Source organism: Cupriavidus sp. BIS7 (genome assembly GCF_000292345.1).
Classification (GTDB): Bacteria; Pseudomonadota; Gammaproteobacteria; order Burkholderiales; family Burkholderiaceae; genus Cupriavidus.
Genome location: NZ_ALOU01000076.1, coordinates 1 through 22148 on the forward strand (window position 1 = coordinate 1; position 22148 = coordinate 22148).

Here is a 22148-nt window from a genome sequence, read left to right on the forward strand (position 1 = left end):
CCCCAACCCCTCTCCCGCCGTGCGGGAGAGGGGAGAATGCCTCAGCAGCTTCAAGCCTTGCGCGGCTTGACCTTGCCTGCGGCTTCCTTGGCGCGCTCGCGTGCGGTTTCCACGTCTTCGGCATAGGCCAGCGCCACGCCCATGCGGCGTTTTTCAAACGATTCGGGCTTGCCGAACAGGCGCAGTTCGGTCTGCGGCACGCGCAGCGCGTCGTCCACCCCGTCGAACACGATGCCTTCGGCTTCCACGCCGCCATAGATCACGGCGCTTGCGCCGGGTGCGCGCATCGCGGTGCTGACCGGCAGCCCCAGGATCGCCCGTGCGTGCAGTTCGAACTCGTTTTGCCACTGGGTGATCATCGTCACCATGCCGGTGTCGTGCGGGCGCGGGCTGACTTCGCTGAACCAGACCTGCTCGCCCTTGACGAACAGTTCGACGCCGAACAGGCCCTGGCCGCCCAGGTCGGCCGTGACGGTGCGGGCGATATGCTGCGCGGTTTCCAGCGCCTTCGGGTGCATCGGGTGCGGTTGCCAGCTTTCCACGTAGTCACCGGCAACTTGCACATGGCCGATCGGCTCGCAGAAATGCGCTTCCACGACGCCGTTGGCACCCAGCGCGCGCACCGTCAGCAGCGTGATCTCGTAGTCGAAATCGATAAAGCCTTCCACGATCACACGGCCATGGCTCACGCGGCCACCGGCCATTGCGTAGTCCCACGCGGCCTTCACGCCCTCGGGGCTGTCGATCTTGCTCTGACCCTTGCCAGAGCTGCTCATCACGGGCTTGACCACACACGGGTAGCCGATGCCGCCGTCGATGGCGGCCTGCAGCTCTTCGAGCGAATCGCAGAACTTGTACGGGCTGGTGGGCAGGCCGAGCGTTTCGGCGGCCAGACGGCGAATGCCCTCGCGGTCCATCGTCAGGCGGGCGGCGCGGGCGGTGGGGATCACGCGCACCACACCGGAGGCTTCCAGCTCTTCGAGCATCGGCGTGGCGATGGCTTCGATCTCGGGCACCACCAGGTCCGGGCGCTCGGCCTCGATCAGCGCCTTGAGCTGCTCGCCGTCGCTCATCGTGATCGTGCGCGAATGATGGGCCACCTGCTGGCCCGGCGCGTTCTCGTAGCGATCAACGGCGATCGTTTCCACACCCAGACGCTGCAACGCGATCAGCACTTCCTTGCCTAGCTCGCCGGAGCCAAGCAGCATGACTTTGGTGGCAGACGGGGAAAGAGGGGTTCCAAGGGTCGTCATGGCGGGGGCTCGCGGCAGGGAGAAAAGACGCGATTGTAGCAAGGAGCAGATGGTTTTCTCCCCGGTTTTCTCCCGTGGTTTTCTCCCCTCTCCCGCGCGCCGGAGAGGGGCAGGGGGAGAGGGCGCAGCGGTTCAAATTGGCACAAGTCGGCAAGCAGAGTCGTCTTACCCTCTCCCCCAACCCCTCTCCCACAGGTGGGAGAGGGGAGTCAGTCGGCGGTACTTCAACCACTCAATACGAAATCTTCGCGCTCACGCTGATCGCGCGCGGGTCGGCCGGCTGGATGTAGTTTTCGTACTGGAAGCCCCAGTAGCGCTTGTTGGTCAGGTTGGTCACCGCCGCGCGCAGCGTCAGCGCCTTGCCGGCCACGCGCGTGTCGTATGTGGCGCCGAGGTTGAACACCGTGTATCCGCCCAGCGTCAGGTCTCCGGCGGCGCGCGCCTTGGTGGTGCCGGTGTACTTGCCGTCCACGCCGACTTTCAGGCCCGGCACGTATGGCACGCGGTAGGCCAGGCGGCCCGTCAGGATGAAATTGGGCGCTCCGGCCACTCGGTTGCCAATGTTGTCCTGCCCCTTGCTGTAGTAGCTGTCCAGGTACATCGCGCTGCCGCCCACTTCCCATTGCGATCCGAGGCGCGTTGATCCGGCAAGCTCCAGGCCCTGATAGATCGACTGGCCGTCCTGCACGAACGTGGGCAGTGTGTTGGCGCCGTTGAACTGGTTGAATTCGCTACGGCGCTCGATGCGGAACAGGGCGGCCGTGGCATTCCAGGCGCCCTGGTCAGTCTTGACGCCCAGTTCGTACTGGCGGCTCTTGGCCGGTGTCAGCCCCTGGCCCGCGTTGGCATACGAGGTACCGACAATGCCGCCGCCGTCGAACGATTCCACGTAGCTGCCGTAGAACGTCGTGCTGGCCAGCGGCTTGTACATGATCGCGGCGGTGGGCGTCAGCAGGCCATTTTTGGTGAAGCTCGTGTTGCCGATGCCAGTCACCGTGTAGCTGTTCTGCTCGTAGTTCGTGACGCGCAGGCCGGCCAGTACGGACCATTGATCGGTCAGGTAAACGGTATCGCTGACGAATGCCGCCTTCTGGGTGGTGTCACCGGCGCGGTATTTATCGAACGCGGTCTGGCTCCAGTAGACATTGGTGTACGGCGCATAGATGTTGCCGTCGGCCAGCCGTGTATAGACGATGTTGCTGCTGAAGCGGTCAATCTGCTTCTGCCAGCTCAGCCCGGCTACCAGTTCGTGCCGGAATGGGCCAGTGCGGAACTTGCCCTCGGCCATCGTCGTCCAGTTGCTGAACTGCTGGCTTTCGGCGCCGTCGTAGCGCCAGTCGGCGTAGTCGCCCGCCGCATTGGACAGGTTCAGCGTGGATTCATTGCGGCTGCGCGATTGCTTGCTGAAGCTGTAGATCGTGCTGACGGTCCAGTCCTGGTTGAGGTTGTAGCGCAGGCCGGTCTGGTACACCTGCAGGTTGGAAAAGAAGTGCGAGTCGTTATTCGCCAGCAACCCGCCACGGCCGCTGATCACGCCCGGGATCTGGCCGTTGGCGGGGATGCCGCCCGTGTAAAACGATGGTGTGCCGCCCCACGTGTTGCGGTCCTGATAGATGCCGTCGAACGTCCAGGTCAGGTCGCGCGTGATGCGGGCATCCAGGCCCAGCGACACCGAATTGCGGTTCAGGCCCACGGCATTGGCGGGCTTGCCTTCCTCGTGCGTCAGGTTCAGGCGATAGCCGAACATGTCGTCCGGACCGGCGCGGCCGCCCACGTCAACGTTCTCGGCCCAGACGTGCGAGGTCCGGTAGCCCAGTTCCACGCTGGCCGTGAACTGGTCGGTCGGCTTCTTCGTGACGTAGTTGATCGTGCCACCGGGGTTGCCAAAGCCGTACATGAAGCCGGACGCGCCCTTGAGCAGTTCCACCTGATCGAGTTGCTCGTAAGGCAGCGTCAGGCCGTAGCTGATGAACGGCATGCCGTTGATCTTGTACGCGTTGCGCCAGTCAAGCTGCAGGCCACGTACGGTGGTGTACGCCGCCCACGCGTTGTTGGCATTGCTGTTGTCGGAGACCGAGGCGTCGGTGAAAAACACGTCGCCGAGCTTGGTGACCTGGCGGTCCGCCAGATCTTCGCCGGTGACGATGGTGGTGGAGAACGGGGTATCGAGCTGTTTCCGGCTACCCAGCGCGCCGCTCGTCATCGGCTTGTTCAGTTGCGGGCCGATGTCGATTTCCTGCGCCGCGCTGACGGTCACGGCCGGCAGGGCCTGTTCCGGGGCTGTCTGGGCAATCGCTCCGAGAGGCAGGCCCGCAATGACGGCGGTGCGGGCGACAAAGGCGATGATGCGCGGGCGGGAAGGTACGGGCTGCTGGCGGGGTGGGCGGATCGCGGAAGACTGGCGGGATGACATGCTGCTGGCTCGGTCGGTTCTTATTGAAAACATAAATACGAACGATTCGTATTTACATCAAGAAAGGCCGAATGATGCCCATCGAGCCATTGAGTCGTCAAGCAAGTCCTTGATGCCGGGGCGGCATTTGTCGTTTTTCGGCGATCAGGCGGGGGGCGGGCGCAGGGCGGATCAGCGCAGACCCAGCAGCACTTCGAGGTTATGGGCCAGCGTCACCAGTCGTGGGCCGACGAATTTCTCGACGCTGTGGAAGCTGCCGGGGCGCGCCCGCACACCGCTGTTGACCACGAACCACTGGGAGTCCACGGGCGTGCAAAGCGGCACCGCAAAGCCGAACACGTCGTGGCGCCATTCCGCGCGGTTGGTGCAATAGCCGAGCCGTTCCAGATCCTTGCGTGCCTGCGCCAGCCCCGGGACCCCGCGCGCAAACGCGTCGGGGTCTTGCAGCCGAAGGCGGTTCAGCACCGGGTCGCGCAGGTCAGCGGGCGCGCGGCACAGCCACGCCTTGCCGATGGCGGTGGTCAGCATCGGCAGCGCGGCGCCGATGTCGGGCGTGACCACGAGGTTGTCGGTGGAGCGCGCAGTTTCCACGTAGACCATCTGTGTCCGGTCGCGGATGCCAAGCGACACCGCGCCGCCAACCTCGTCCGCCAGCGCCTTCATCAGCGGCCGGGCAAGCTGGCGGATCGGCATGCTGGCCAGCAGCGGATAGCCCGGTGCCAGCACCGGCGCGCCCAGCCGATACTTGCCAAGCGCCACGTCGTGGCGCAGATAGCCAAGTTCGCTGAGCGTGTGCGTGAGCCGTGCCACGGTCGACTTGGAAAGCCCGGTGCGCTGCACGAAATCCTTGTTGCCGAGCAGCGATTCGCCAGCCCGGTAGGCCAGCAGGATGTCCAGCCCGTTGGCCAGTGTGTTGGCGAACTGGCGATCCTTCGCGTCGTCCCGAGGAGCGTCGGCGGTATCCATCGTCACTCCCAGGCCACCTGCGTTTCCACCTGCGCCACCAGCTTCAGCAGGCGCGGGCCCATTTCGCGCTCCATTTTGCGCGGTGTCATGCGTACCGCCGGCACGCCGCAGTTGAAGACCAGGATCTCGCCGTCGATGGGCGTGCGCATTGGCACGGCCACCGCATGGACATCGCGCTGCCAGTCGCCGTACGAGCGGGTGAAGCCGAGCGTGGCCAGTTCCTCGACGGCCGTATCCACGGCGCCCGCCAGGCGCTGCCAGTCATCGGGTTCTGCGTCGCGCAGCGCATCGAGCAGCGTGCGCCGCACGTCTGCCGGCGCCTGGGCAAGCCAGGCTCGACCCATCGCCGTGGCCAGCATCGGCACGGAGGCGCCAATGTCAGGGCGGAACGCAATTGCGTCGTGCCCTCGGCTGGTTTCGACATAGACCATGCGCAGCCTGTCGCGCAGCCCCAGCGACACCGATCCGCCGACGCGGTCCGCCAGCGCTTTCATCAGCGGACGCGCCAGTTGCCGCACGCGCAGGCTGGCCAGCAGCGGATAGCCCAGTGACAGCGCCGTGGAGCCCAGCCGGTAGCGGCGCAGATGGGTGTCGTAAAGCAGCAGTCCGCGCGCCGCCAGCGTATAGGTCAGGCGGCTGATGGTCGCTTTCGATAGCCCGGTGCGGTCGGCCAGATCCTTGTTGCTGAGGATCGTCTCGCCAACGCGGAAGCACTGCAGCAACGCCAGACCGTGGGCCAGCGTGGTTGCAAAGGCGGGATCGGGGTGATGAGGGTGCGAGGGCATTTGCCGTTCATCTTACCGAAGCGCCGTCTTCGTGGTGCATCAGTTGTTCAAGATAGCGAAACATAGGTGCCGATATTCGGGAGCCGCGCGTACGCTCGTTTCCATCCGAAAACATGGTGGAGCGAGACGATGATCCGGGACCCTGAAGCCTTCGATCCCTTTCTGCAGGCCCTGAGGCGCTTTGTGCGCGAAAAGCTTGTGCCGCGCGAGGCCGAAGTGGCGGAGCGCGACGAGGTGCCACAGGACATCGTCGACGCCATGGCTGCGCAGGGCATGTTCGGATACTCGATTCCCGAGCAGTACGGCGGCGCCGGCATGACCACCGAGGAACTCGTTCTGGCGGCGATGGAGCTGTCGCAATGCTCGGTAGCGTTCCGGGCGCGTGTTGGCACCAATACCGGCATTGGCTCCGAGGCGCTGGTGGCCGACGGCACGCCCGAGCAGAAGCAGCGCTACCTGCCGCTGCTGGCCAGCGGCGAGGTGACCGGGTCGTTCGCGCTGACCGAACCGGACGCCGGGTCCGACGCCACCGCGCTGACCACCTCGGCCGTACGCGATGGCGACGACTACATCCTCAACGGCACCAAGTGCTTTATCACCAATGCGCCGATTGCCGGACTGTTTACGGTGATGGCCCGTACCGATCCCGCCAATCCTAGCGCTGGCGGCATCTCGGCATTCTTCGTTCCGCGCGATACGCCGGGCCTGACCACGGGCCGCCCGTACCAGAAGATGGGGCAGGCCGGCTCGCCGGTGTCCGAGGTGCATTTCGACAACTGCCGCGTGCCGGCGGCCAACCTGATCGGCGGCGAGGAAGGCAAGGGTTTCCGTACCGCGATGAAGGTGCTCAACAAGCAGCGTATCCACCTGGCCGCCCTGTGCACCGGACCGGCCATCCGCATGCTCGACGACGCCGTGCGCTTCGTCACCGAGCGCAAGCAGTTCGGGCAGTTGCTGGCCGATTTCCAGCTTGTGCAGGCGATGATCGCCGACTGCCAGACCGACATCCACGCGGCACGCGCGCTGATCCTGGAAACGGCGCGCAAGCGCGACCTTGGCGAGGACGTGACGATGCAGGCATCGATCTGCAAGTACTTCGCGTCCGAAATGTGCGGCCGGGTGGCCGACCGCTGCGTGCAACTGTTTGGCGGTTACGGCTATATCGCCGACTACGGCATCGAGCGCTTCTACCGCGACGTGCGGCTGTTCCGCCTCTATGAAGGCACCAGCCAGATTCATCAACTCAATATCGCCAAGCGCACCTTTGCGCTGGCCGGCGGCCAGCGCTGAAAAACCAAGACCCACGGAGACAACCATGATCAAGCCACTATTTGCTGCGGCCGGGATGTTGCTCGGCATGGCCCTGACACCGGCGCACGCCGAAGCTCCCTATCCGAACAAGGTGATCCGGCTGGTGGTGCCGTTCGCACCGGGTGGGTCGACCGATATCGTTGCGCGTCTGATCTCCGAGCCGCTGCGCGCGGAACTGGGCCAGACCGTGATCGTCGACAACCGGCCGGGTGCGGGCGGCAATATTGGTGGCGATATCGTCGCCAAGGCCGCGCCGGACGGCTACACGCTGCTGATGGCCGCAGCGGGGCCAACGGTCATCAACCCGAGCCTCTACCCGAAGATGTCCTACGATCCGCTGCGCGACCTGGCGCCGGTGACGATGATCGCGCGCGAGCACAACCTGATGGCGATCAATGCATCGCTGCCGGTCAAGAACGTGCAGGAGTTCGTCGCCTACGCTAAGGCACACCCGAACCAGCTTTCGTTCGGATCGCCGGGCAACGGCAGCCCCGCGCAGCTTGCCGGCGAGCTGTTGAACCAGACGGCGGGAATCAAGCTCCAGCACGTGCCTTACAAGGGTAGCGGCCCGGCCGTGGCCGACCTGATAGCCGGGCATATCACGCTGCTGATCGACAACATGCCGGCGCTGTGGCCGCACGTGCAGTCGGGCAAGCTGCGCGCGCTGGCCGTGACCAGCGAGAAGCGCGCCACGGCCGCGCCCGGGGTGCCAACTGCGCAGGAAGCCGGACTCAAGGGTTACGTGGTGACGGCCTGGAAGGGGTTGATGGTGCCGGCCCGCACGCCGCGACCGGTTATCGACAAGCTTAACCAGGCGATGGTCAAGATCCTGGCGCGGCCCGATATCCGCAAGAAGCTGGTCGAACTGGGCGCCGAGCCGGTGGGCGACACGCCCGAACAGTTCGGGCAGCAGATTCATGCCGATGCAGCGTGGTGGGCCGCGCTGGTCAAGTCCACGGGCACCACGATCGATTGACGGCCATGCAAGATTCGATAGCCCAACTGCGCGCCCGGGTGCGCCAATTCGTTGAACAGCACGCGATCCCGAGCGAAGAGCCATCACTGGCGCATGACGTGCAGCGGCTCGATGCCGTGGTCCGCAGACTGCAGGGCGTGGCGCGCGAGGCCGGCATCTACGCACCGCACCTGCCGCCCGAGTACGGCGGACTGGGGCTCGACTGGCAGGCCCGCGCGGAGATCCTGGAAGAAGCTGGGCGCAGCTTCCTCGGTGCTCCGGCGCTGAATTGCGCGCCGCCCGACCAGCCGAACATGATCAATCTGCTGCGCCACGGCAATGCGGCGCAGCGCGAACGCTACCTGCTGCCGCTGGTGCGTGGCGAGATCCGGTCGTGCTTCGCGATGACCGAGCCAGCGCCGGGCGCGGGCTCCGATCCGTCGATGCTGCGCACGACCGCCGAACGCCAGCACGGCAAATGGATCATCAACGGGCACAAGTGGTTTATCAGCGGAGCCGTGGATGCGGCGTTTGCCATCGTACTGGCGCGTACCGATACCGGTGCCACGATGTTTATCGTCGATACCAGTAACCCGGGGTACCGGCTCGTGCGCAATATCGCGGGCATGGACGGCTATCAGGTCGGCGGCCATGGGGAAATCGTGTTCGAGAACTGCGTGGTCGATGACGACGCCGTGCTCGGCGAGGTAGGGCAGGGCTTTGCCTATGCGCAGGCACGGCTGGAGCCCGCGCGGCTTTCGCACTGCATGCGTTTTATCGGCCGGGCGTCCCGCGCGATGGAGATTGCCCAGCAGTACGCGGCGCAGCGCGAATCGTTCGGCCAGCGGCTGGCCGATCTGCAGCAAGTGCAGGCGATGGTGGCCGATTCGCATATCGACCTGCATGCCAGCCGCCTGATGGTGCGTGATTGCGCGCGCAAGATGGACGCTGGGGAATCGGTCAAGCACGACTCGGCGATGACCAAGATCTTCGTCTCCGAAGCGGTCTGGCGCGTGGCCGACCGCGCGGTGCAGATCATGGGCGCGCTCGGGATATCCGACGACACGCCAGTGTCGATGATCCAGCGCGAACTGCGCCCGTTCCGCATTTACGACGGCGCGTCAGAACTGCATCGCGCCACGCTGGCACGGCGCATCTTCCAATACGGGTTGCGGCCGTAGCACCACCACGAGCAAATTCATGACTTTCGAACAAGACCAAAGCCTCGGCCCGCTGGCCGGGGTACGCATTCTAGACATGGCGACGGTGATCGCCGCGCCGTTCTCCAGCACGCTGTGCGCCGATATGGGGGCCGACGTCGTCAAGCTGGAACTGCCCGATGGCAGCGATCCGCTGCGCGGGCTGGCGCCGGTCAAGGGTGACCTGGCGCTGTACTGGAAGGTAACCAATCGCGGCAAGCGCGGCATCTCGCTGGACGTACGCAAGCCGGCTGGCCGCGAACTGTTCCTGCGCATGCTGCCGGAATTCGACGTGCTGGTGGAGAACTTCCGCACCGGCACGCTGGACCGCTGGGGGCTCGATATCGAAACGCTGCGCCGCGCCAATCCGCACCTGACGGTGCTGCGCCTGACCGGCTTCGGCCAGACCGGCCCCTACGCGCAGCGTGCCGGGTTTGCGCGCGTGTTCGAGGCGATGAGCGGCTTCACTAACCTGACGGGCGAGCCGTCGGGCGCGCCGCTGCACATGAACTATCCGATGGGCGACATGGTGGCGGGCCTGTTCGGTGCGTTTGCCATCGCCAGCGCCATCGCCGAGCGGCGCAGGCCCGGCAACGAGGAGATGCCGGGGCAGGAGATCGATCTGGCGGCCACCGAGGCGCTGTTCCGTCTGCTGGAACCGCTCGCCGTCGAATACGAGCAGCTTGGCCAGGTACGCGAGCGCGCCGGCAATCGCGCCACCTACACCGCGCCGTCGAACATGTATGCCACGGCCGACGGCCAGTGGGTCTCGCTGGTGGCATCGTCGGGCCCGATCTTCCGCCGCCTGTGCCGGGCGCTGGGGCAGCCGGAACTGGCCGACGACCCGCGCTTCGCCACCAATCCCTCGCGCGTGCGCCATCTGGATGCGCTCGATGGCCTGATCGCCGGCTGGTTCGCCGCTCATGCCTATACCGATATCGCGCGCATGCTGGAGGCGCACGAGATTCCATTCAGCAAGATCTTCTCGATCGCCGATATCGTCGACGATCCACACTTCCAGGCCCGCCAGGCCATCGTCAGGCTGCCCGACCCCGATCTGGGCTCGATCCCGGCACCGTGCGTGGTCCCGCGCTTTGCCGGACATGCGCCCACGCCTGCCAGAAGCGGACCCGACGTGGGCGAGCACAACGGCGAGATCTACGGCGCACTGGGACTGACATCGGACGAGATGGCTGTTCTGCGGGAGGCAGGGGTGATTTAGGGGCGCAGGCATCCGGCGTTCCCGGGCAGAAATTCGTCTTTTGGACTACACGGGCGAGCTACTTTACTGGCAAATCAGACACCGCTTCACGTAGCTGTTCGGCACGCGTGTTGTTGAGTTCCGCGACGCAGGCCAAACGCTGCTCTTCAAGAGCGTTGCCAATGGCTCCGCCACCCAAAGATGAAGCAAACGCGCATTGTGCTTCCCGGTATTCGATAAATGGCTTTCTTGACGCGACAAGCCTTGCCTTTGCGGCTTTGACGTACCGGGGGTCTTCATCCCACTTATCGAGTGATGCTCCCGCCTGTTTCTCGGCATGCTTCAAATTCGCCTCACTGGCTCGTTGTTTTTCTTGCAGGCATTCTCTTACGCCAGTAATTTCATATGAGCATTCAGCGCGTAACGCTCGCTCGCTCAAAATGTCACCGTTTGACATGGCGAAGGAATTCAGAGGCAGGGGCGCCGATATGACAAGCGCCAGGAGGGTTACCTTTCGCATGCCAGTCCCTTATCTTCGCGAATCGCTGACAACACGTAATCGAGCTTCGAAGTGTAGTTAGGGTCGCCGCCTCCGTTGTAGCGCTGCGCAACCATTGCCGTGGATACGTGTCTCCAGCTTGTGATGACACGTTGAATCGATGCTTTCTGGAACTTTAAAATCTGCCCGGGCCTCAGAATGACGGCTGTCGGATTCAGCTTCTTCAGCGTCTCGACGGTGCTTCCTTGTGTCCTCGCAATCTTGTCGAGGCTATCACCTGGATTGACAGAAATTGTATGGACCTTAGGGTTGCCGATTATGCTGCGATATTCGTAGTTGGCCATTTTCATCAGCAGATATCCAATTCCCGCGCGGATATTGTGGGCTGGTATGGTTCTAACGGATCCAACCGTCAGCCGCCCCTTCCATGCAGGCGGAAGTATTAGTTCGCTGCCTTCTTTGCCCGAAAGAAACGATGTTAGTCCCGGGTCGCCGGGCACACCAATACGCATTGGTCTGCTGTTCCATTCCGAGTTGGCGGCGCCGGATTCGACCCAAAGCATCGCCTTGATGAGCCGCCAATCGAGCGGCCTGTATCCCGCTTTACCAGAAAGATGACGGTTGTATTCGTTGACAGCCATCTGGATCTCGCAATCCCAGATATTCCATTTGGCATCGCCTAAGGCCTTGTCGATGCCGTCCAGCCATTTCTCGAAACCTGTTCTCGATGGTGTTTGAGCCGGCATATCAGTCCTCATTGGTAGGGTTGGCGCCCCCCCCGGAACGGTTGGCATCTGGAGCAGCCAGCCATTGTGAAGAACGCCTCCGGCAGACGAACTGACCACGGTCAAGCGCTCGATGACGCTCTGTAGTACGGCCGGTAGCGCGTCGCCCTGTCCGCCGACCACCTTTACTGCGGCAGCGCAAAAGTGGGGGCTGCCAAGTTCAGTGCCACGACCGCGCCCAGTCGGAGAAAAGCCGACAGACCGGTTGCCCGCAATCGGTTAGACTCGCCAGATTCGATGCCCGAATCCCGATGGCTGGGGTTCCAGGACGCAAGGAGATGCAACGCATGTATGCAGAGTCTGCGCTTGACCGCCACCCCATCGACCCCTCCCAGCCCGTCCCCACGCCTACAGACAACCAAGCGGGCTCCCAGGCAGGCACCTCGAGCGCAGCGCCCGTGCGCGACCTGCGCCGCGTGCCGATTCACCCCGATCACTGGTATCCACTGGCCTGGTCCCGCGAGGTCAAGGCCGGCAGCGCCCATGGCGTGCGTTTCGCGGGCGATCCGATCGTGCTGGTGCGCACGGCATCGGGCAAGGTATTCGCACTGGAAGACCGCTGCGCGCACCGCCAGGTGCCGCTGCACGCCGGCGTGGTGGATGGCGAGTCGATTCGTTGCTGCTATCACGGCTGGACTTACGATTGCTCCGGCCGTTGCATCGACGTGCCGTACCTGGGCAAGGAGCGCCTGCCAAACGGCGTGCGGGCCTATCCATGCGAGGAGCGAGCCGGCCTGATCTTCGTATTTCCGGGCGATCCCGCGTTGGCCGGACAGAAGCCGCTACCCGACTTCGCCTCGGTATCGGACAAGCACTACAAGACCCGCCGCTTCGGCCGCGAGGTCAAGTGCCATTACTCGTTCATGCATGAAAACCTGATGGATATGAACCATCAGTTCCTGCATCGACGCCAGATGGGCATGATGCGCGCGCGCTCGCTGGGGCGCCGGCGCGGCGCGGACTTCGTCGAAGTGGACTACACCTTCTCGCGTGAGGGCGGCAAGCAGCCGATGGGCGAGGCGCTCGTGTTCAGCAAGGAGGGCGGTGAGGACAACAAGGACGTGATGACCGTGCGCACGGGCTACCCGTACCAGACCCTGAAGATCCGCACGGCGGGCGGCACGATGGTGATGGATCTGTGGATCGCGTACGTGCCGCTGGACGCGGATCAGCGCACCAACCGGACGTTCGGCATGCTGTCCATCCGCCGCCCCGGCATTCCCTTTGCACTGGATCTGGCCTGGCCGCTGCTGGTGTGGTTTACCGAGCGGATCTTCAAGGAGGACCGCTGGATCGTCGAGAACGAGCAGAAAGCTCACGACCGGCAGGGCGAGGACTGCAATCACGAGGTGTTTCCCGTGATCCTGGAATTGCGTGATCTGCTGCGCGAATGCGGCGGCCGCACCGTGATTCCGATCCGGCGCGTGGGCGCGGAGGCATAGGATTTTGCGAGAGTCGTCGGACACGAGGCGCGCGGGGGCGCGCGACATACTCGTAACAGTCACGGGGAGAACGGCGACATGGGCGACATGCTGGACATCCGCGACACGCATCGATCGGCAGGCCTTCTCGCCCGCTTCCTGGCCATCGTGATCGCAGCGCTTCTATCGGCTTGTGCCGGACTGCCGCAGCGCCCGGCCTTGCAGCCGGAGATGGCGCTGAAGGACACCAGCGATACGGAGCTGGCCCAGGAACTTGCACCGAAGCTGGCCATGCATCCGGGCGAATCGGTGTTCTATCCGCTGGCCGCCGGCACTGACGCGTTTGCCATGCGTATTGCACTGGCCCGGGTGGCGCAGCGCTCGCTTGATGTTCAGTACTACATCTTCGAGGCCGACGATACCGGCCAGACGCTGCTGTCCGCCATCATGGCCGCGGCCGATCGTGGCGTGCACGTGCGGCTGCTGCTCGACGACATCCACCTGGCTCGCCAGGACAAAGTGCTGCAGGCCATCGACGCGCATCCGAATATCGAGGTGCGCGTGTTCAATCCATTTGCCAGCCGCAATCTGCGCCTGTTCGAGTACATCACCGACTTCAGCCGGATCAATCGGCGCATGCACAACAAGTCGATGACCGCCGACAACCAGCTGACCATCGTCGGCGGCCGCAATGTCGGCGACGAATACTACGGTGCCGCGCATACCGACTTCAGTGACCTTGATCTGCTGGCTGGCGGGCCGGTGGTGCCCGAGGTATCCGCCGTGTTCGACGACTACTGGAACAGCGAATCGGCCTATCCGATTTCGGCGCTGGACAAGCCGCTTGCCGGCGAAGAAGCCATCGCGCTGCAGCAGAAGCTGCGCCAGTCACTGAACGAGCACGCCATCGCCATGAGCGCCAGTGACTACGGCAAATCCGTGCTCGAATCAGGGGTGCTGCATGCGATCCACCAGGGCACGCTGCCGGCTTTCTGGGGCCGCGCAACTGTCATTGCGGACAAGGCCGCCAAGGTTCTGACTCCGCCCGAAGACGACTCCACGCACGCGATCCCCAAGCTGATCAAGATCCTGGGCAGCGCCCAGCACGACTTGACGCTGGTTTCTCCATACTTCGTACCGCCCGATAGCGCGATGGAATGGCTGACCGGCCTGCAGAAGCGCGGTGTCCAGGTGCGCATCCTGACCAACTCGTACGGCGCGACGGACGTGTCGGCCGTGCACGCCGGGTACGCGCCCCGGCGCGAGGCGCTGCTCAAGGCAGGCGTGATCCTGTACGAGCTGAAGCCTTCGGCCTATGCCGAACTGGCCAAGAAGAAGAAATCCCATGGTCCTGGCGGCAGCAGCCGCGCAAGCCTGCACGCCAAGACCTATATGGTCGATCGGCACCTGCTGTTTATCGGCTCACTGAACCTGGACCCGCGTTCAGCCCGCCTCAATACCGAGATGGGAATCGTGGTGGACAGCGCGCCGCTGTGCGAGATGCTTGGCAAGGCGATAGATGGCGTGCTGCTCGATGCGGCTTATCAGGTGGTGCTGGAGACCGATCCGGCCACGGGAAAGCAGGAGATGGTGTGGGTGACGCAGGAGAACGGCCTCCTGCGCACGTACCGCAGCGAGCCGGACATGAATGGCTGGGACCATTTCAAGCAGGGGGTGTTGCGGATGCTGCCGGTGGAATCGCAGTTGTAGAGGGATTGCTGCTGGCTTGCTCCCCTCTCCCGCGTGCGGGAGAGGGGAGCACACCTGTCTGAATCTCAACGCGAAACCAGCGCCCTGAATCCGTCAATCAACCGCTCAATATCGCCCGCCGAAATCGCGCCCATTGTCGAGATGCGGAACAGTTGCGACGACAGGCCGCCCTGACCGGCGTAGATCACGAAGCCACGCGCCTTGAGGCCGTCGTGAAGCTGTTCGTACGTGACCCCGTTGGGCAACTTGTACGCGCGCAGCACCACTGACGATTGCGATGCGGGCCACAGGGCTTCGATGCCCAGCGCGGCCAGGCCGGCGCGCGCCTGTTCGGCCAGTGCGGCATACCGCTGGTGCCGCGCCTGCCAGCCGCCTTCGTCCTTGTGCTCGCGCAGGGCTTCCACCAGCGCGTAGTACGCGTGAACGGACGGTGTGAAAGGCGTGTTGCGCTGATCCTGCAGTTTTGCAAGGCGCCCGAGGTCCAGGTAGTACGTGCGGCTGGCCGCGTTGGCCAGCGCGTCGCGGCGCGCAATCACGAAGGCCGCGCCGGGCACGCCGTGCAGGCACTTGTTGGCCGTGGAGGCTACCGCATCAATGCTGCCGCTGAAGTCGATCGCTTCGGCGCCGAAGCTGCTCACCGCGTCGACCAGCAGTCGCACGCCGCGCGCCTGGCACAGGCGGTCGATGGCGGGCAGGTCGTTCAGGCGGCCCGTGGTGGTCTCGTGATGGATCACGGCCACGTGGGTAATCGCGCGATCCTCGGCCAGCACGGCGTCGATGCGGGCCAGGTCGGGCGCCTCCATCCAGTCGTGCTTCACGAGCGTATGCGGGATCTGGTATTGCGTGGCGATCTGGGCGATGCGCTCGCCGTAGACGCCGTTCTGCACGATCAGCAACTTGCCCTGCGCGGGCACCAGCGCGGCGATCATGCTTTCCAGCGCGGCCGTTCCGGAGCCTGTCATCAGCACGGCCGACCAGACTGCGGGGTCCAGCGCGTAGATGTCGAGCAGACGCTCGCGTGCTTCGTCCTGCAAGTCGAAGAACTCGCTTTCGCGATGGCACAGGTCCGTTTGCAGCAGGCTCTTGCGTACGCGTTCGGTCAGCGTAACGGGGCCCGGGTTAAGCAGCAGCATGCAATTCTCCAGCGTTGCCCTGGTCCGCGCCGATCTGGCGGCCAAGGCGCGTCTTGACTTGAACCGGCGTCACCGACGGACGCGGCAGCCCGTCGGGCGAGCCGGGGCGGGTCTGCAGGCAGACGAAATTCGGGCCGGACGTGGCCGTGGCGGCCTGCGCGAGCACATGGTCGAGCATGTCGAGGTTGTCGCCTTCGATGGCCGAGGCATAGCCGCACGCTGCCGCAACGCCCGCGAACGACACGTTATGCGACACCGTGGCCTGCCCACCGGTCGAATCGTGCGCGTTGTTGTCCAGCAGCACATGCGTCAGGTTGGCCGGGCCGTACGCGCCGAGCGTGGCGAACACGCCCATGCGCATCAGCGCGGCGCCGTCACCATCGACGGCCACCACCTTCAGGTCAGGGCGGGCCAGCGCCAGCCCCAGTGCGAACGGCGTCAGGCAGCCCATCGAACCGACCATGTAAAGCTGGTTCGGGCGATCGTCGAGCGCATACAGTTCGCGGCCGCAAAAGCCGGTGGATGCCAGCACCACGGTAGAGTCCACAGGCGTATGGGCAATCACGCATTGCAGTGCCTGCTGGCGGCTCGGCAGTGTGGCAACGCCCGTGCGCGACACCTGCGGCGTAGCCTTTGCGCGTGCCACGGGCGGCGTTTGCGACTTGAGCGGGTAGGGCGCCACGCTGCCCTTCTGCATGATCAGCGCGTACGGACGGCCAGTGGCGTCCATATGGGCGATGGCACGGTCCAGCGCCGGGCCTACGGCGTCGGGCTCGGTCGGGAACAGCTCCCACGGGATTTCCATCGTGTCGAGCATGGCCGGCGTGACCGGGCCCATCAGCGCGTGCTGCGGTTCGTCCGCTGCGCCGCCAGGCTGGCCGCGCCACGTAACGATCAGCAGCTGCGGCAGGCGGAACGTCCACGTCAGCGACGTGAGCGGGCTCACGGCGTTGCCAAGCCCCGAGTTCTGCATCATCGTGATGCCGCGCACGCCATTGCGGGCGCCTTGCGTGACGCCGGCGATAAACGCCACGGCGTCGCCTTCATTGGCGGCCGACACATAGTGCAGCGACGGGTCCTGCACCACGTAGTTGATGAACGGCGTCAGGTACGAGCACGGCACGCCCGCATACCACTCGAAACCGCGCTCGCGCGCGGCCTCCACGAACTGGACCGCCTCGATCATCGGGCGGCCTCGCCATCGTTGTTGCCAAGCGCGTACGGCGTCTGCGTGTGGGCAAAGTCGCCCGCGCGGCGGAAATCCTCGAGGTCATTCACGCCGCGCCAGTGGCCGTGCACGTACTTGACCTCGATGTTCTCGCCGGCCTCGACCAGCGCGTTGAGCAGGTCCGGCATGTCGAGCGAATCGAAATCGGGGCGCTGACGCAGTTCGGCCAGCAGCTTCTGCAGGCGCACCCGGCCTTCGCCGCGCACGTTGAGCAGGCCGATCCAGCGGCCGTGCGGCTGTCCGTCGGCAGCGGCCGGTTCGTCCGAGACCCTGCGCAGCAGCACCTTCTGGCCGAACAGGTCACGGTCGTCGGCGGCGGAGCACCACGCGAAATCGCGCACGCTCTGGTTCGACGGGGCCGACTCCGAGGAATCGATCACCACGCTGAACAGCGCGTCGGTCTCCAGCAGATCGCGCAGGATGTAGCTGCGGAACATCAGGTCGCCATAGGAGACGACCGTATCGGTTTCGAGCGAATCGGCCGCGCAGGCCAGCGAAGCCAGTTCGCCAGTCATGGCGTGGCGTTCGTTGCGCACGAGCCTGATGCCAGCCGCGTCGATCGCATCGGCCTTGTAGCCACCCACCACGGTGATGTCGTTGATGCCCTGGTTCTTGAAGCCATCGACCAGCCAGCGCAGCAGCGGCTTGCCGGCCACCGGCAGCATGATCTTGGGCTTGTCCTCGGTCAGCGCCTCCAGGCCCTTGCCGCGTCCGGCCGCCAGCACCACGGCCGAGCTCGGCGCCTGGCCGCCGGTCAGGTAGATCTTCTCGGCAGCCGAGTACTCGTCGGCATCCTGCAGGCGGAAGATCTCGTTGACGGTGGCGATGCGGTCTTCCACGTTGACCAGCGTCTGGCTGTCGTGGATTTCGCGGGCCACGGCCTGCATTGACGATGCGGCCACGCGGATCAGGTGGTTGGCCCAGATCACCAGGCTGATACCGGCCTTGCGGAACACGTCGGTCGGCGTGCTGTAGTACTTGGTCGGCACGATCACCAGCGGCGCGCGGCCCGCCCATTCGCGCGCGAAGGTTACGATTTCGTCGGCCTTGGACAGCTTGCTGTGGATCAGGATGGCGTCGGCGCCGGCCTGGCGGTACGCCTCGGCGCGGCGCAGCGCCTCTTCCATGCCCCAGCCGGCGATCAGCGCTTCCACGCGCGCGACGATGGAGAAGTTGTCGTCGGCCTGCGAATCCTTGCCGGCCTTGATCTTGCCGCAGAACTCGTCGATATCGGCCAGCGGCTGCTGCTCGCCGCCGATAAAGCTGTTCGTCTTCGGGAAGATCTTGTCTTCGATGCAGACGCCGGCAATGCCGCGTTGCTCGAGCTTGCGCACCAGGCGGCGCACGTTGTTGAAGTTGCCGTAGCCGGTGTCGCCATCGAGCAGGATCGGCAGGTCGCTGGCATCGGCCATGAACTCGAGGTTGTCGACCACCTGGGTCCAGCTTGCCTCGTTGTTGTCACGCACGCCGAACTGGGCGGAAATCGCCAGGCCCGAGGCCCAGATGCCCTTGAAGCCGGCCTCGCGCACGATGCGCGCGGACAGGCCGTTATGGGCTTCCATGATGAATTCGAGGTCGTTCGACAGCAGCATCTGGCGCAGCCGGGCGCTGCGGGAGGTAGCGAGCAGGTTTGGGTCGATGGCGTTCATTGGGCGACTCCTACGGGCAGCAGTTGGGGCAGGACTTCCTCGGCGGCACGGGCCACATCGCCCGGGAAATCGATCTCGATCCATGGCGCGCCGGTCACGTCGGCGGTATCGAACGTATGGGAGCGTTCCAGCAGCAGGTCGCGCACGGCTTCTTCGTGCGGCATGTTGGCGCGGCCGCCATCGACGTAGCCCTTGACGATCTCGGCCAGGCGGCGCGCGCAGTCTTCCTTGAAGCGGAAGAAGCCCACCGATTCGCCGATCGTGTCGTAGGACAGGTCGGCCATCAGCTGCTTGCGCAGTTCCACGGGCACGCCGTCCTTGAGGCACAGCTTGACGGGCTCGTCGCCGGCTTCGAAGTCACGGTCGATCAGCAGGCGGTTCACGGTCTCGCCGGCCACGAGCTTGCTCATGATGCGCTCGTCATAGAGCACGTCGGCGTCCATCAGCAGCACGTCGCCGCCGCGCGTCATGGCGTCGGCCACGGTGTGCACGGTCAGCACGCTGCCAAGGTCATAGCGCGGATTGATCACGATCTCGGCGGACCGCTTCAGGCGGGCCAGTTCGTCCTGCACCTGCTGCGGCTCGAAGCCGAGCGCCAGCACGACTTCCGTCACGCCAGCGGCGTCAAGCATGCGCAGGTGGCGCTCGAGCAGCGTCATGCCGTCAAAGCGCAGCAGGCATTTCGGGAACTGATTGCCCGCCTGTTGCTGAAGTCGCAGGCCAAGGCCCGCGGCAAGAATGATTGCTCGCATTAAGTTGTTCTCACATGCAAAAAATGGCGATGGCTCAGTCGGTGCCTTGCAGCACGGCCTTGGCGGCACGACGGCGCTGGAACTTTCGTTCGCTGAAATGCAGGTACAGCAACCCGGGAATGCCGAGCACCAGCTCGCGCACACGCTTGGCCAGCGATAGCGCCAGCGCGGCATCGGGCGGCAGTCCCACCAGCGGCGCCAGCAGCAGATAGCCGCCTTCCTGCGCGCCGAGTGAGCCCGGAATTGCAAAAGCGGCACCACGGATGGCCTGGCCCACGCTTTCCAGCAGCAGGGCTTCGTGCCAGTTGACCGGGTGCCCCAGGAAATACAGGATCAGCCAGACCTCGCCGGTGCCGACGATCCAGCCAGCCAGGTTAAGCAAGAAACTGGCCGCCACCTTGCGGCGGTTGCGATAGAGGTCGCGAATCGCACGGTCCACGGCATCGGCACGCAAGGCCAGGCCGTCCCAGTTCTGCTTGCCGAGTACCTTGGCCAGCACGCGCAGCACACGGCCGAACATGCCGCGCCGTTGCAGCACGCAGAATGCCACCACGCCGATGGCCAGGATCACGGTGACGGCGATGATCGGGGCGCGCTGGTCGGACAGGCTGCCCTGTGCGCCAAACAGCAGGATGCCCAGCAACGCAAACAGCATCTGGGATAGCGCCTGCGTGGTGGTGCTGACGGTGATGGCCGCCGCTGCGTCGCTCATCCGTGCACCGTGATGGGACAGGTAGCGCACCATCAGGACCGGCCCGCCAATCTGGCCGGCCGGCAGCAGGCTGTTGACCGATTCGCCAGTCCAGCGCGCGCGCAGCGCGCTGCAGAACGACCCATGACGCGCCTTGCGGTCCAGCAGCACGGCGATTGCGCCGGCATCCAGCACCAGCGGCACAAGATGGAATGCGGAAACGACGGCCAGGCCCCAACCGGCCGAAATCAGCGTGGTTGTGACTGCGTCAAAGCCCTGCCAGGCGAGCAGTCCGACGAACAGCGCCGCGCCGAGCGATAAAAGGAGGAAAGCTGCACGACTCACGCGAATTACTTTCCACCCGGCTTCGCGCCACCGAGCAGGCGCCGGAATACCTGCCGGAAACCGAAGTACGCCACGGCGTCCTTCATGTTCGAGATAAAGCGCAGCCACGGCCGCATGCCCGGATCGGTCACGTACTCGAACGTCAGCGAAACGCGGATCTCGTTCGGGCCGGCAGGCGTGATGCGGTGGCGCAGCTTGTCGCCGTCGAACAGCACGATGCCGCCAGGCGGGATCTGTACCGAACCGGGTTCATCCGCGATATCTGGGTTGCGCGTGTGCAGTTCGTACTCGAGCCGGCATGACGATTCGTCCAGCACGCCGATCAGCAGCGTGTAGCGGCGGCCGTCGTAGTACGAGGTGTCGTAGTGCCAGCCGATGTGATCGCCCTGGCGCGTGTAGTAATAGAGCGCGTAGGCGTGCGGATCGGTGTCCGGGCAGACCTGGAGCTTGTCGCCGGTGATCTGTTCGAGCCAGCTCATCAGCGCCTTCGAGCGGTACAGCTCGGCGATGAACGGTGCCTGCTCGTCGATCGTATGGCGGCTGACGCTGCCGCCCTGCTTGTGGCCGGGCAGGTAGTTGCGGTTCAGGCCGGGCTGCATCGCACGCGCGAGCGCCACGAGTTGTGCGGTCTCCTCGGGCGCCAGGAACTTGTCCAGATACAGGAATGCACCCTGGCGGTCGAAATCGGCGTGCAGGGCGGAGGTATCGAGCTGGCCGGTCACGTGCGCAACTGCCGCGTTAGCGGCGTTAGCGGTGTCAGCCACGCGGGGCTGGCTTGCGGCTCCGGCTTTCTGGGTTGGGGTCTGCCTAGTTTGCGGCGCGGCAAGGCCAATGTCGCTGGAGGCGTGCTCACTCATGGGCGTGCTCGTTGTTCCGTGGTTGTCGCCACTGGCTGGGGGCGCCGCATGACTCGCCAGTAATCGATGATGACAAGGATGGCAAACAGCGGAGCGCCGATAAACGCCGCGGTCAGGAACGGTTCGATGCCGCTCGCGAGTGTGACCAGCGGCAGCAGATACAGCACGTCCTCGGTTTCGAAACCGGCGGCCGAAGCCTGCTTCGTTCCACTTTTGCCAACCCGCGATTCTATACGCATGCGCAGGAAGAAGATCAGCGCCACGGCAAGGCCGGCCACGGTTCCACGGAAGATCGGCCCGTACCCGTCGCCCACGTTCATGGCCGCCACGGCCATGCCAAAGCTGACGAACAGCAGCACCGTGATCAGCGCATCGCTGGCTAGATCGTAAAAGTGTCCAATCTTGCTTGATTTACCGCTAATTCGCGCCAATTCCCCGTCTGTATGGTCGACGAAGTTCGAGATGACGATGAGCAGCGCGCCGAAGTTGGTCCAGCCGTAGCCGCTTTGCGCGATGCAGGCGACACCAGCCAGGCCGATGATCAGGCGCAGCGTGGTCAGATGATTCGGGGTAACGCGGGTGTTCTTGAGTGGCCGCACCAGGTGGCGGGCAAGGCGCGCGTCCCAGGTGGACGGCAAGGGCGGTTCATCCGGGTATTTTTGAGTCTTTTGATTCATCCGTCAGGTATCAGATGGGGCGGGGGCGCCACACTTTGGCGCGCGGGGATGCGAAACACTACGCCTACCACACGCGATTGACAAGCCTGCCAGAATACGCCGATTTGCAAGCCGTTGCACGGCGCAGGGTCTTTTTTTGGGCTGTGCCGGGAGGCTGAGTCACCACATGTCCAGGACCAATCCGGCCTGTTTGCGCGCATCGCGTCGGTGGACGGCTTGCGCCAGCGGTAGCGCGCAAGAATCACTTAACTCGCTGGGCGAAAAAATTGAATTCCCGCAATGAAGGCCGCGCGCGAGCATATGGGCCATCCCAACCAG

19 protein-coding genes are annotated in these 22148 nt (G+C 64.7%); 6 read left to right on the forward strand and 13 right to left on the reverse strand.

The annotated features are described in order from the left end of the window. Window positions 1-50 precede the first annotated feature (50 nt). The 4 genes from purT to B552_RS0123530 all read right to left on the reverse strand — a co-directional run bounded on the left by purT (window position 51) and on the right by B552_RS0123530 (window position 5417). Window positions 51-1253, reverse strand: coding sequence for a formate-dependent phosphoribosylglycinamide formyltransferase (gene purT, locus B552_RS0123515; RefSeq protein WP_026035984.1), 1203 nt, complete (start codon window positions 1251-1253; stop codon window positions 51-53). 232 nt (window positions 1254-1485) lie between these two features. Beyond that, a complete protein-coding gene (locus tag B552_RS0123520) occupies window positions 1486-3666 on the reverse strand; it encodes a TonB-dependent receptor (RefSeq protein WP_019451512.1) in 2181 nt (726 codons plus the stop codon). A 171-nt stretch (window positions 3667-3837) separates the two neighbouring features. Further along, on the reverse strand, window positions 3838-4632 hold the full coding sequence (locus tag B552_RS0123525) for an IclR family transcriptional regulator (protein ID WP_019451513.1): 795 nt from the start codon (window positions 4630-4632) through the stop codon (window positions 3838-3840). Window positions 4633-4634: 2 nt separating this feature from the next. Then, window positions 4635-5417, reverse strand: a complete 783-nt coding sequence (locus tag B552_RS0123530) for an IclR family transcriptional regulator (RefSeq protein ID WP_019451514.1) — start codon at window positions 5415-5417, stop codon at window positions 4635-4637. Between the two features lie 129 nt (window positions 5418-5546). Here B552_RS0123530 and B552_RS0123535 point away from each other — a divergent pair, with 129 nt between their 5' ends. From B552_RS0123535 to B552_RS0123550, 4 genes are read left to right on the forward strand one after another with little or no spacing between them, the layout of a single operon-like run. Next, complete coding sequence (locus tag B552_RS0123535; RefSeq protein ID WP_019451515.1) at window positions 5547-6707, forward strand: acyl-CoA dehydrogenase family protein; 1161 nt, start codon at window positions 5547-5549, stop codon at window positions 6705-6707. 25 nt (window positions 6708-6732) lie between these two features. Then, a complete protein-coding gene (locus B552_RS0123540; RefSeq protein WP_019451516.1) occupies window positions 6733-7704 on the forward strand; it encodes a tripartite tricarboxylate transporter substrate binding protein in 972 nt (323 codons plus the stop codon). 5 nt (window positions 7705-7709) lie between these two features. Then, entirely contained in the window at window positions 7710-8864 is a 1155-nt protein-coding gene (locus B552_RS0123545) for an acyl-CoA dehydrogenase family protein (protein ID WP_019451517.1), read from the forward strand. 19 nt (window positions 8865-8883) lie between these two features. Beyond that, entirely contained in the window at window positions 8884-10104 is a 1221-nt protein-coding gene (locus tag B552_RS0123550) for a CoA transferase (RefSeq protein WP_019451518.1), read from the forward strand. Window positions 10105-10162: 58 nt separating this feature from the next. Here the strand turns inward: B552_RS0123550 and B552_RS28615 are convergent, their stop codons facing one another. Together B552_RS28615 and B552_RS0123555 are read right to left on the reverse strand one after the other, a co-directional pair. Next, window positions 10163-10540 carry a lysozyme inhibitor LprI family protein gene (locus B552_RS28615; protein WP_237718339.1) on the reverse strand — a complete coding sequence of 126 codons (378 nt, stop codon included), beginning with the start codon at window positions 10538-10540 and terminating at the stop codon, window positions 10163-10165. 50 nt (window positions 10541-10590) lie between these two features. Further along, on the reverse strand, window positions 10591-11328 hold the full coding sequence (locus B552_RS0123555; RefSeq protein ID WP_035880251.1) for a LysM domain-containing protein: 738 nt from the start codon (window positions 11326-11328) through the stop codon (window positions 10591-10593). Between the two features lie 326 nt (window positions 11329-11654). Between B552_RS0123555 and B552_RS0123560 the strand changes: the two genes are divergently transcribed. Beyond that, window positions 11655-12809: an aromatic ring-hydroxylating dioxygenase subunit alpha gene (locus tag B552_RS0123560; protein WP_019451520.1), complete on the forward strand. Its 1155-nt coding sequence runs from the start codon at window positions 11655-11657 to the stop codon at window positions 12807-12809. A gap of 78 nt (window positions 12810-12887) precedes the next feature. Further along, the gene (locus B552_RS0123565) at window positions 12888-14498 is read left to right on the forward strand and encodes a phospholipase D family protein (RefSeq protein ID WP_019451521.1); all 1611 of its coding nucleotides are present in this window, start codon (window positions 12888-12890) and stop codon (window positions 14496-14498) included. Window positions 14499-14563: 65 nt separating this feature from the next. Here B552_RS0123565 and B552_RS0123570 read toward each other — a convergent pair whose 3' ends face one another. Genes B552_RS0123570 through B552_RS0123600 form a run of 7 tightly spaced genes read right to left on the reverse strand, consistent with a single transcriptional unit; the run spans window position 14564 to window position 21830 of the window. Next, window positions 14564-15631, reverse strand: a complete 1068-nt coding sequence (locus B552_RS0123570; protein WP_019451522.1) for a 2-aminoethylphosphonate aminotransferase — start codon at window positions 15629-15631, stop codon at window positions 14564-14566. Then, window positions 15618-16817, reverse strand: coding sequence for a phosphonopyruvate decarboxylase (aepY, locus tag B552_RS0123575; RefSeq protein ID WP_019451523.1), 1200 nt, complete (start codon window positions 16815-16817; stop codon window positions 15618-15620). The genes B552_RS0123570 and aepY overlap by 14 nt, the downstream gene beginning before the upstream one ends. Further along, window positions 16814-18508, reverse strand: coding sequence for a phosphoenolpyruvate mutase (gene aepX / locus B552_RS0123580; protein ID WP_019451524.1), 1695 nt, complete (start codon window positions 18506-18508; stop codon window positions 16814-16816). The genes aepY and aepX overlap by 4 nt, the downstream gene beginning before the upstream one ends. Then, the gene (locus B552_RS0123585; RefSeq protein WP_019451525.1) at window positions 18505-19260 is read right to left on the reverse strand and encodes a phosphocholine cytidylyltransferase family protein; all 756 of its coding nucleotides are present in this window, start codon (window positions 19258-19260) and stop codon (window positions 18505-18507) included. The genes aepX and B552_RS0123585 overlap by 4 nt, the downstream gene beginning before the upstream one ends. 34 nt (window positions 19261-19294) lie before the next feature. After that, complete coding sequence (locus B552_RS0123590) at window positions 19295-20296, reverse strand: flippase-like domain-containing protein (RefSeq protein WP_019451526.1); 1002 nt, start codon at window positions 20294-20296, stop codon at window positions 19295-19297. A gap of 5 nt (window positions 20297-20301) precedes the next feature. Then, window positions 20302-21153 (reverse strand): 2OG-Fe(II) oxygenase, encoded by an 852-nt coding sequence (locus B552_RS0123595; RefSeq protein WP_157160331.1) that lies wholly within the window; start codon window positions 21151-21153, stop codon window positions 20302-20304. Then, the gene (locus B552_RS0123600; RefSeq protein ID WP_026035989.1) at window positions 21150-21830 is read right to left on the reverse strand and encodes a CDP-alcohol phosphatidyltransferase family protein; all 681 of its coding nucleotides are present in this window, start codon (window positions 21828-21830) and stop codon (window positions 21150-21152) included. The genes B552_RS0123595 and B552_RS0123600 overlap by 4 nt, the downstream gene beginning before the upstream one ends. Window positions 21831-22148: the final 318 nt, after the last annotated feature.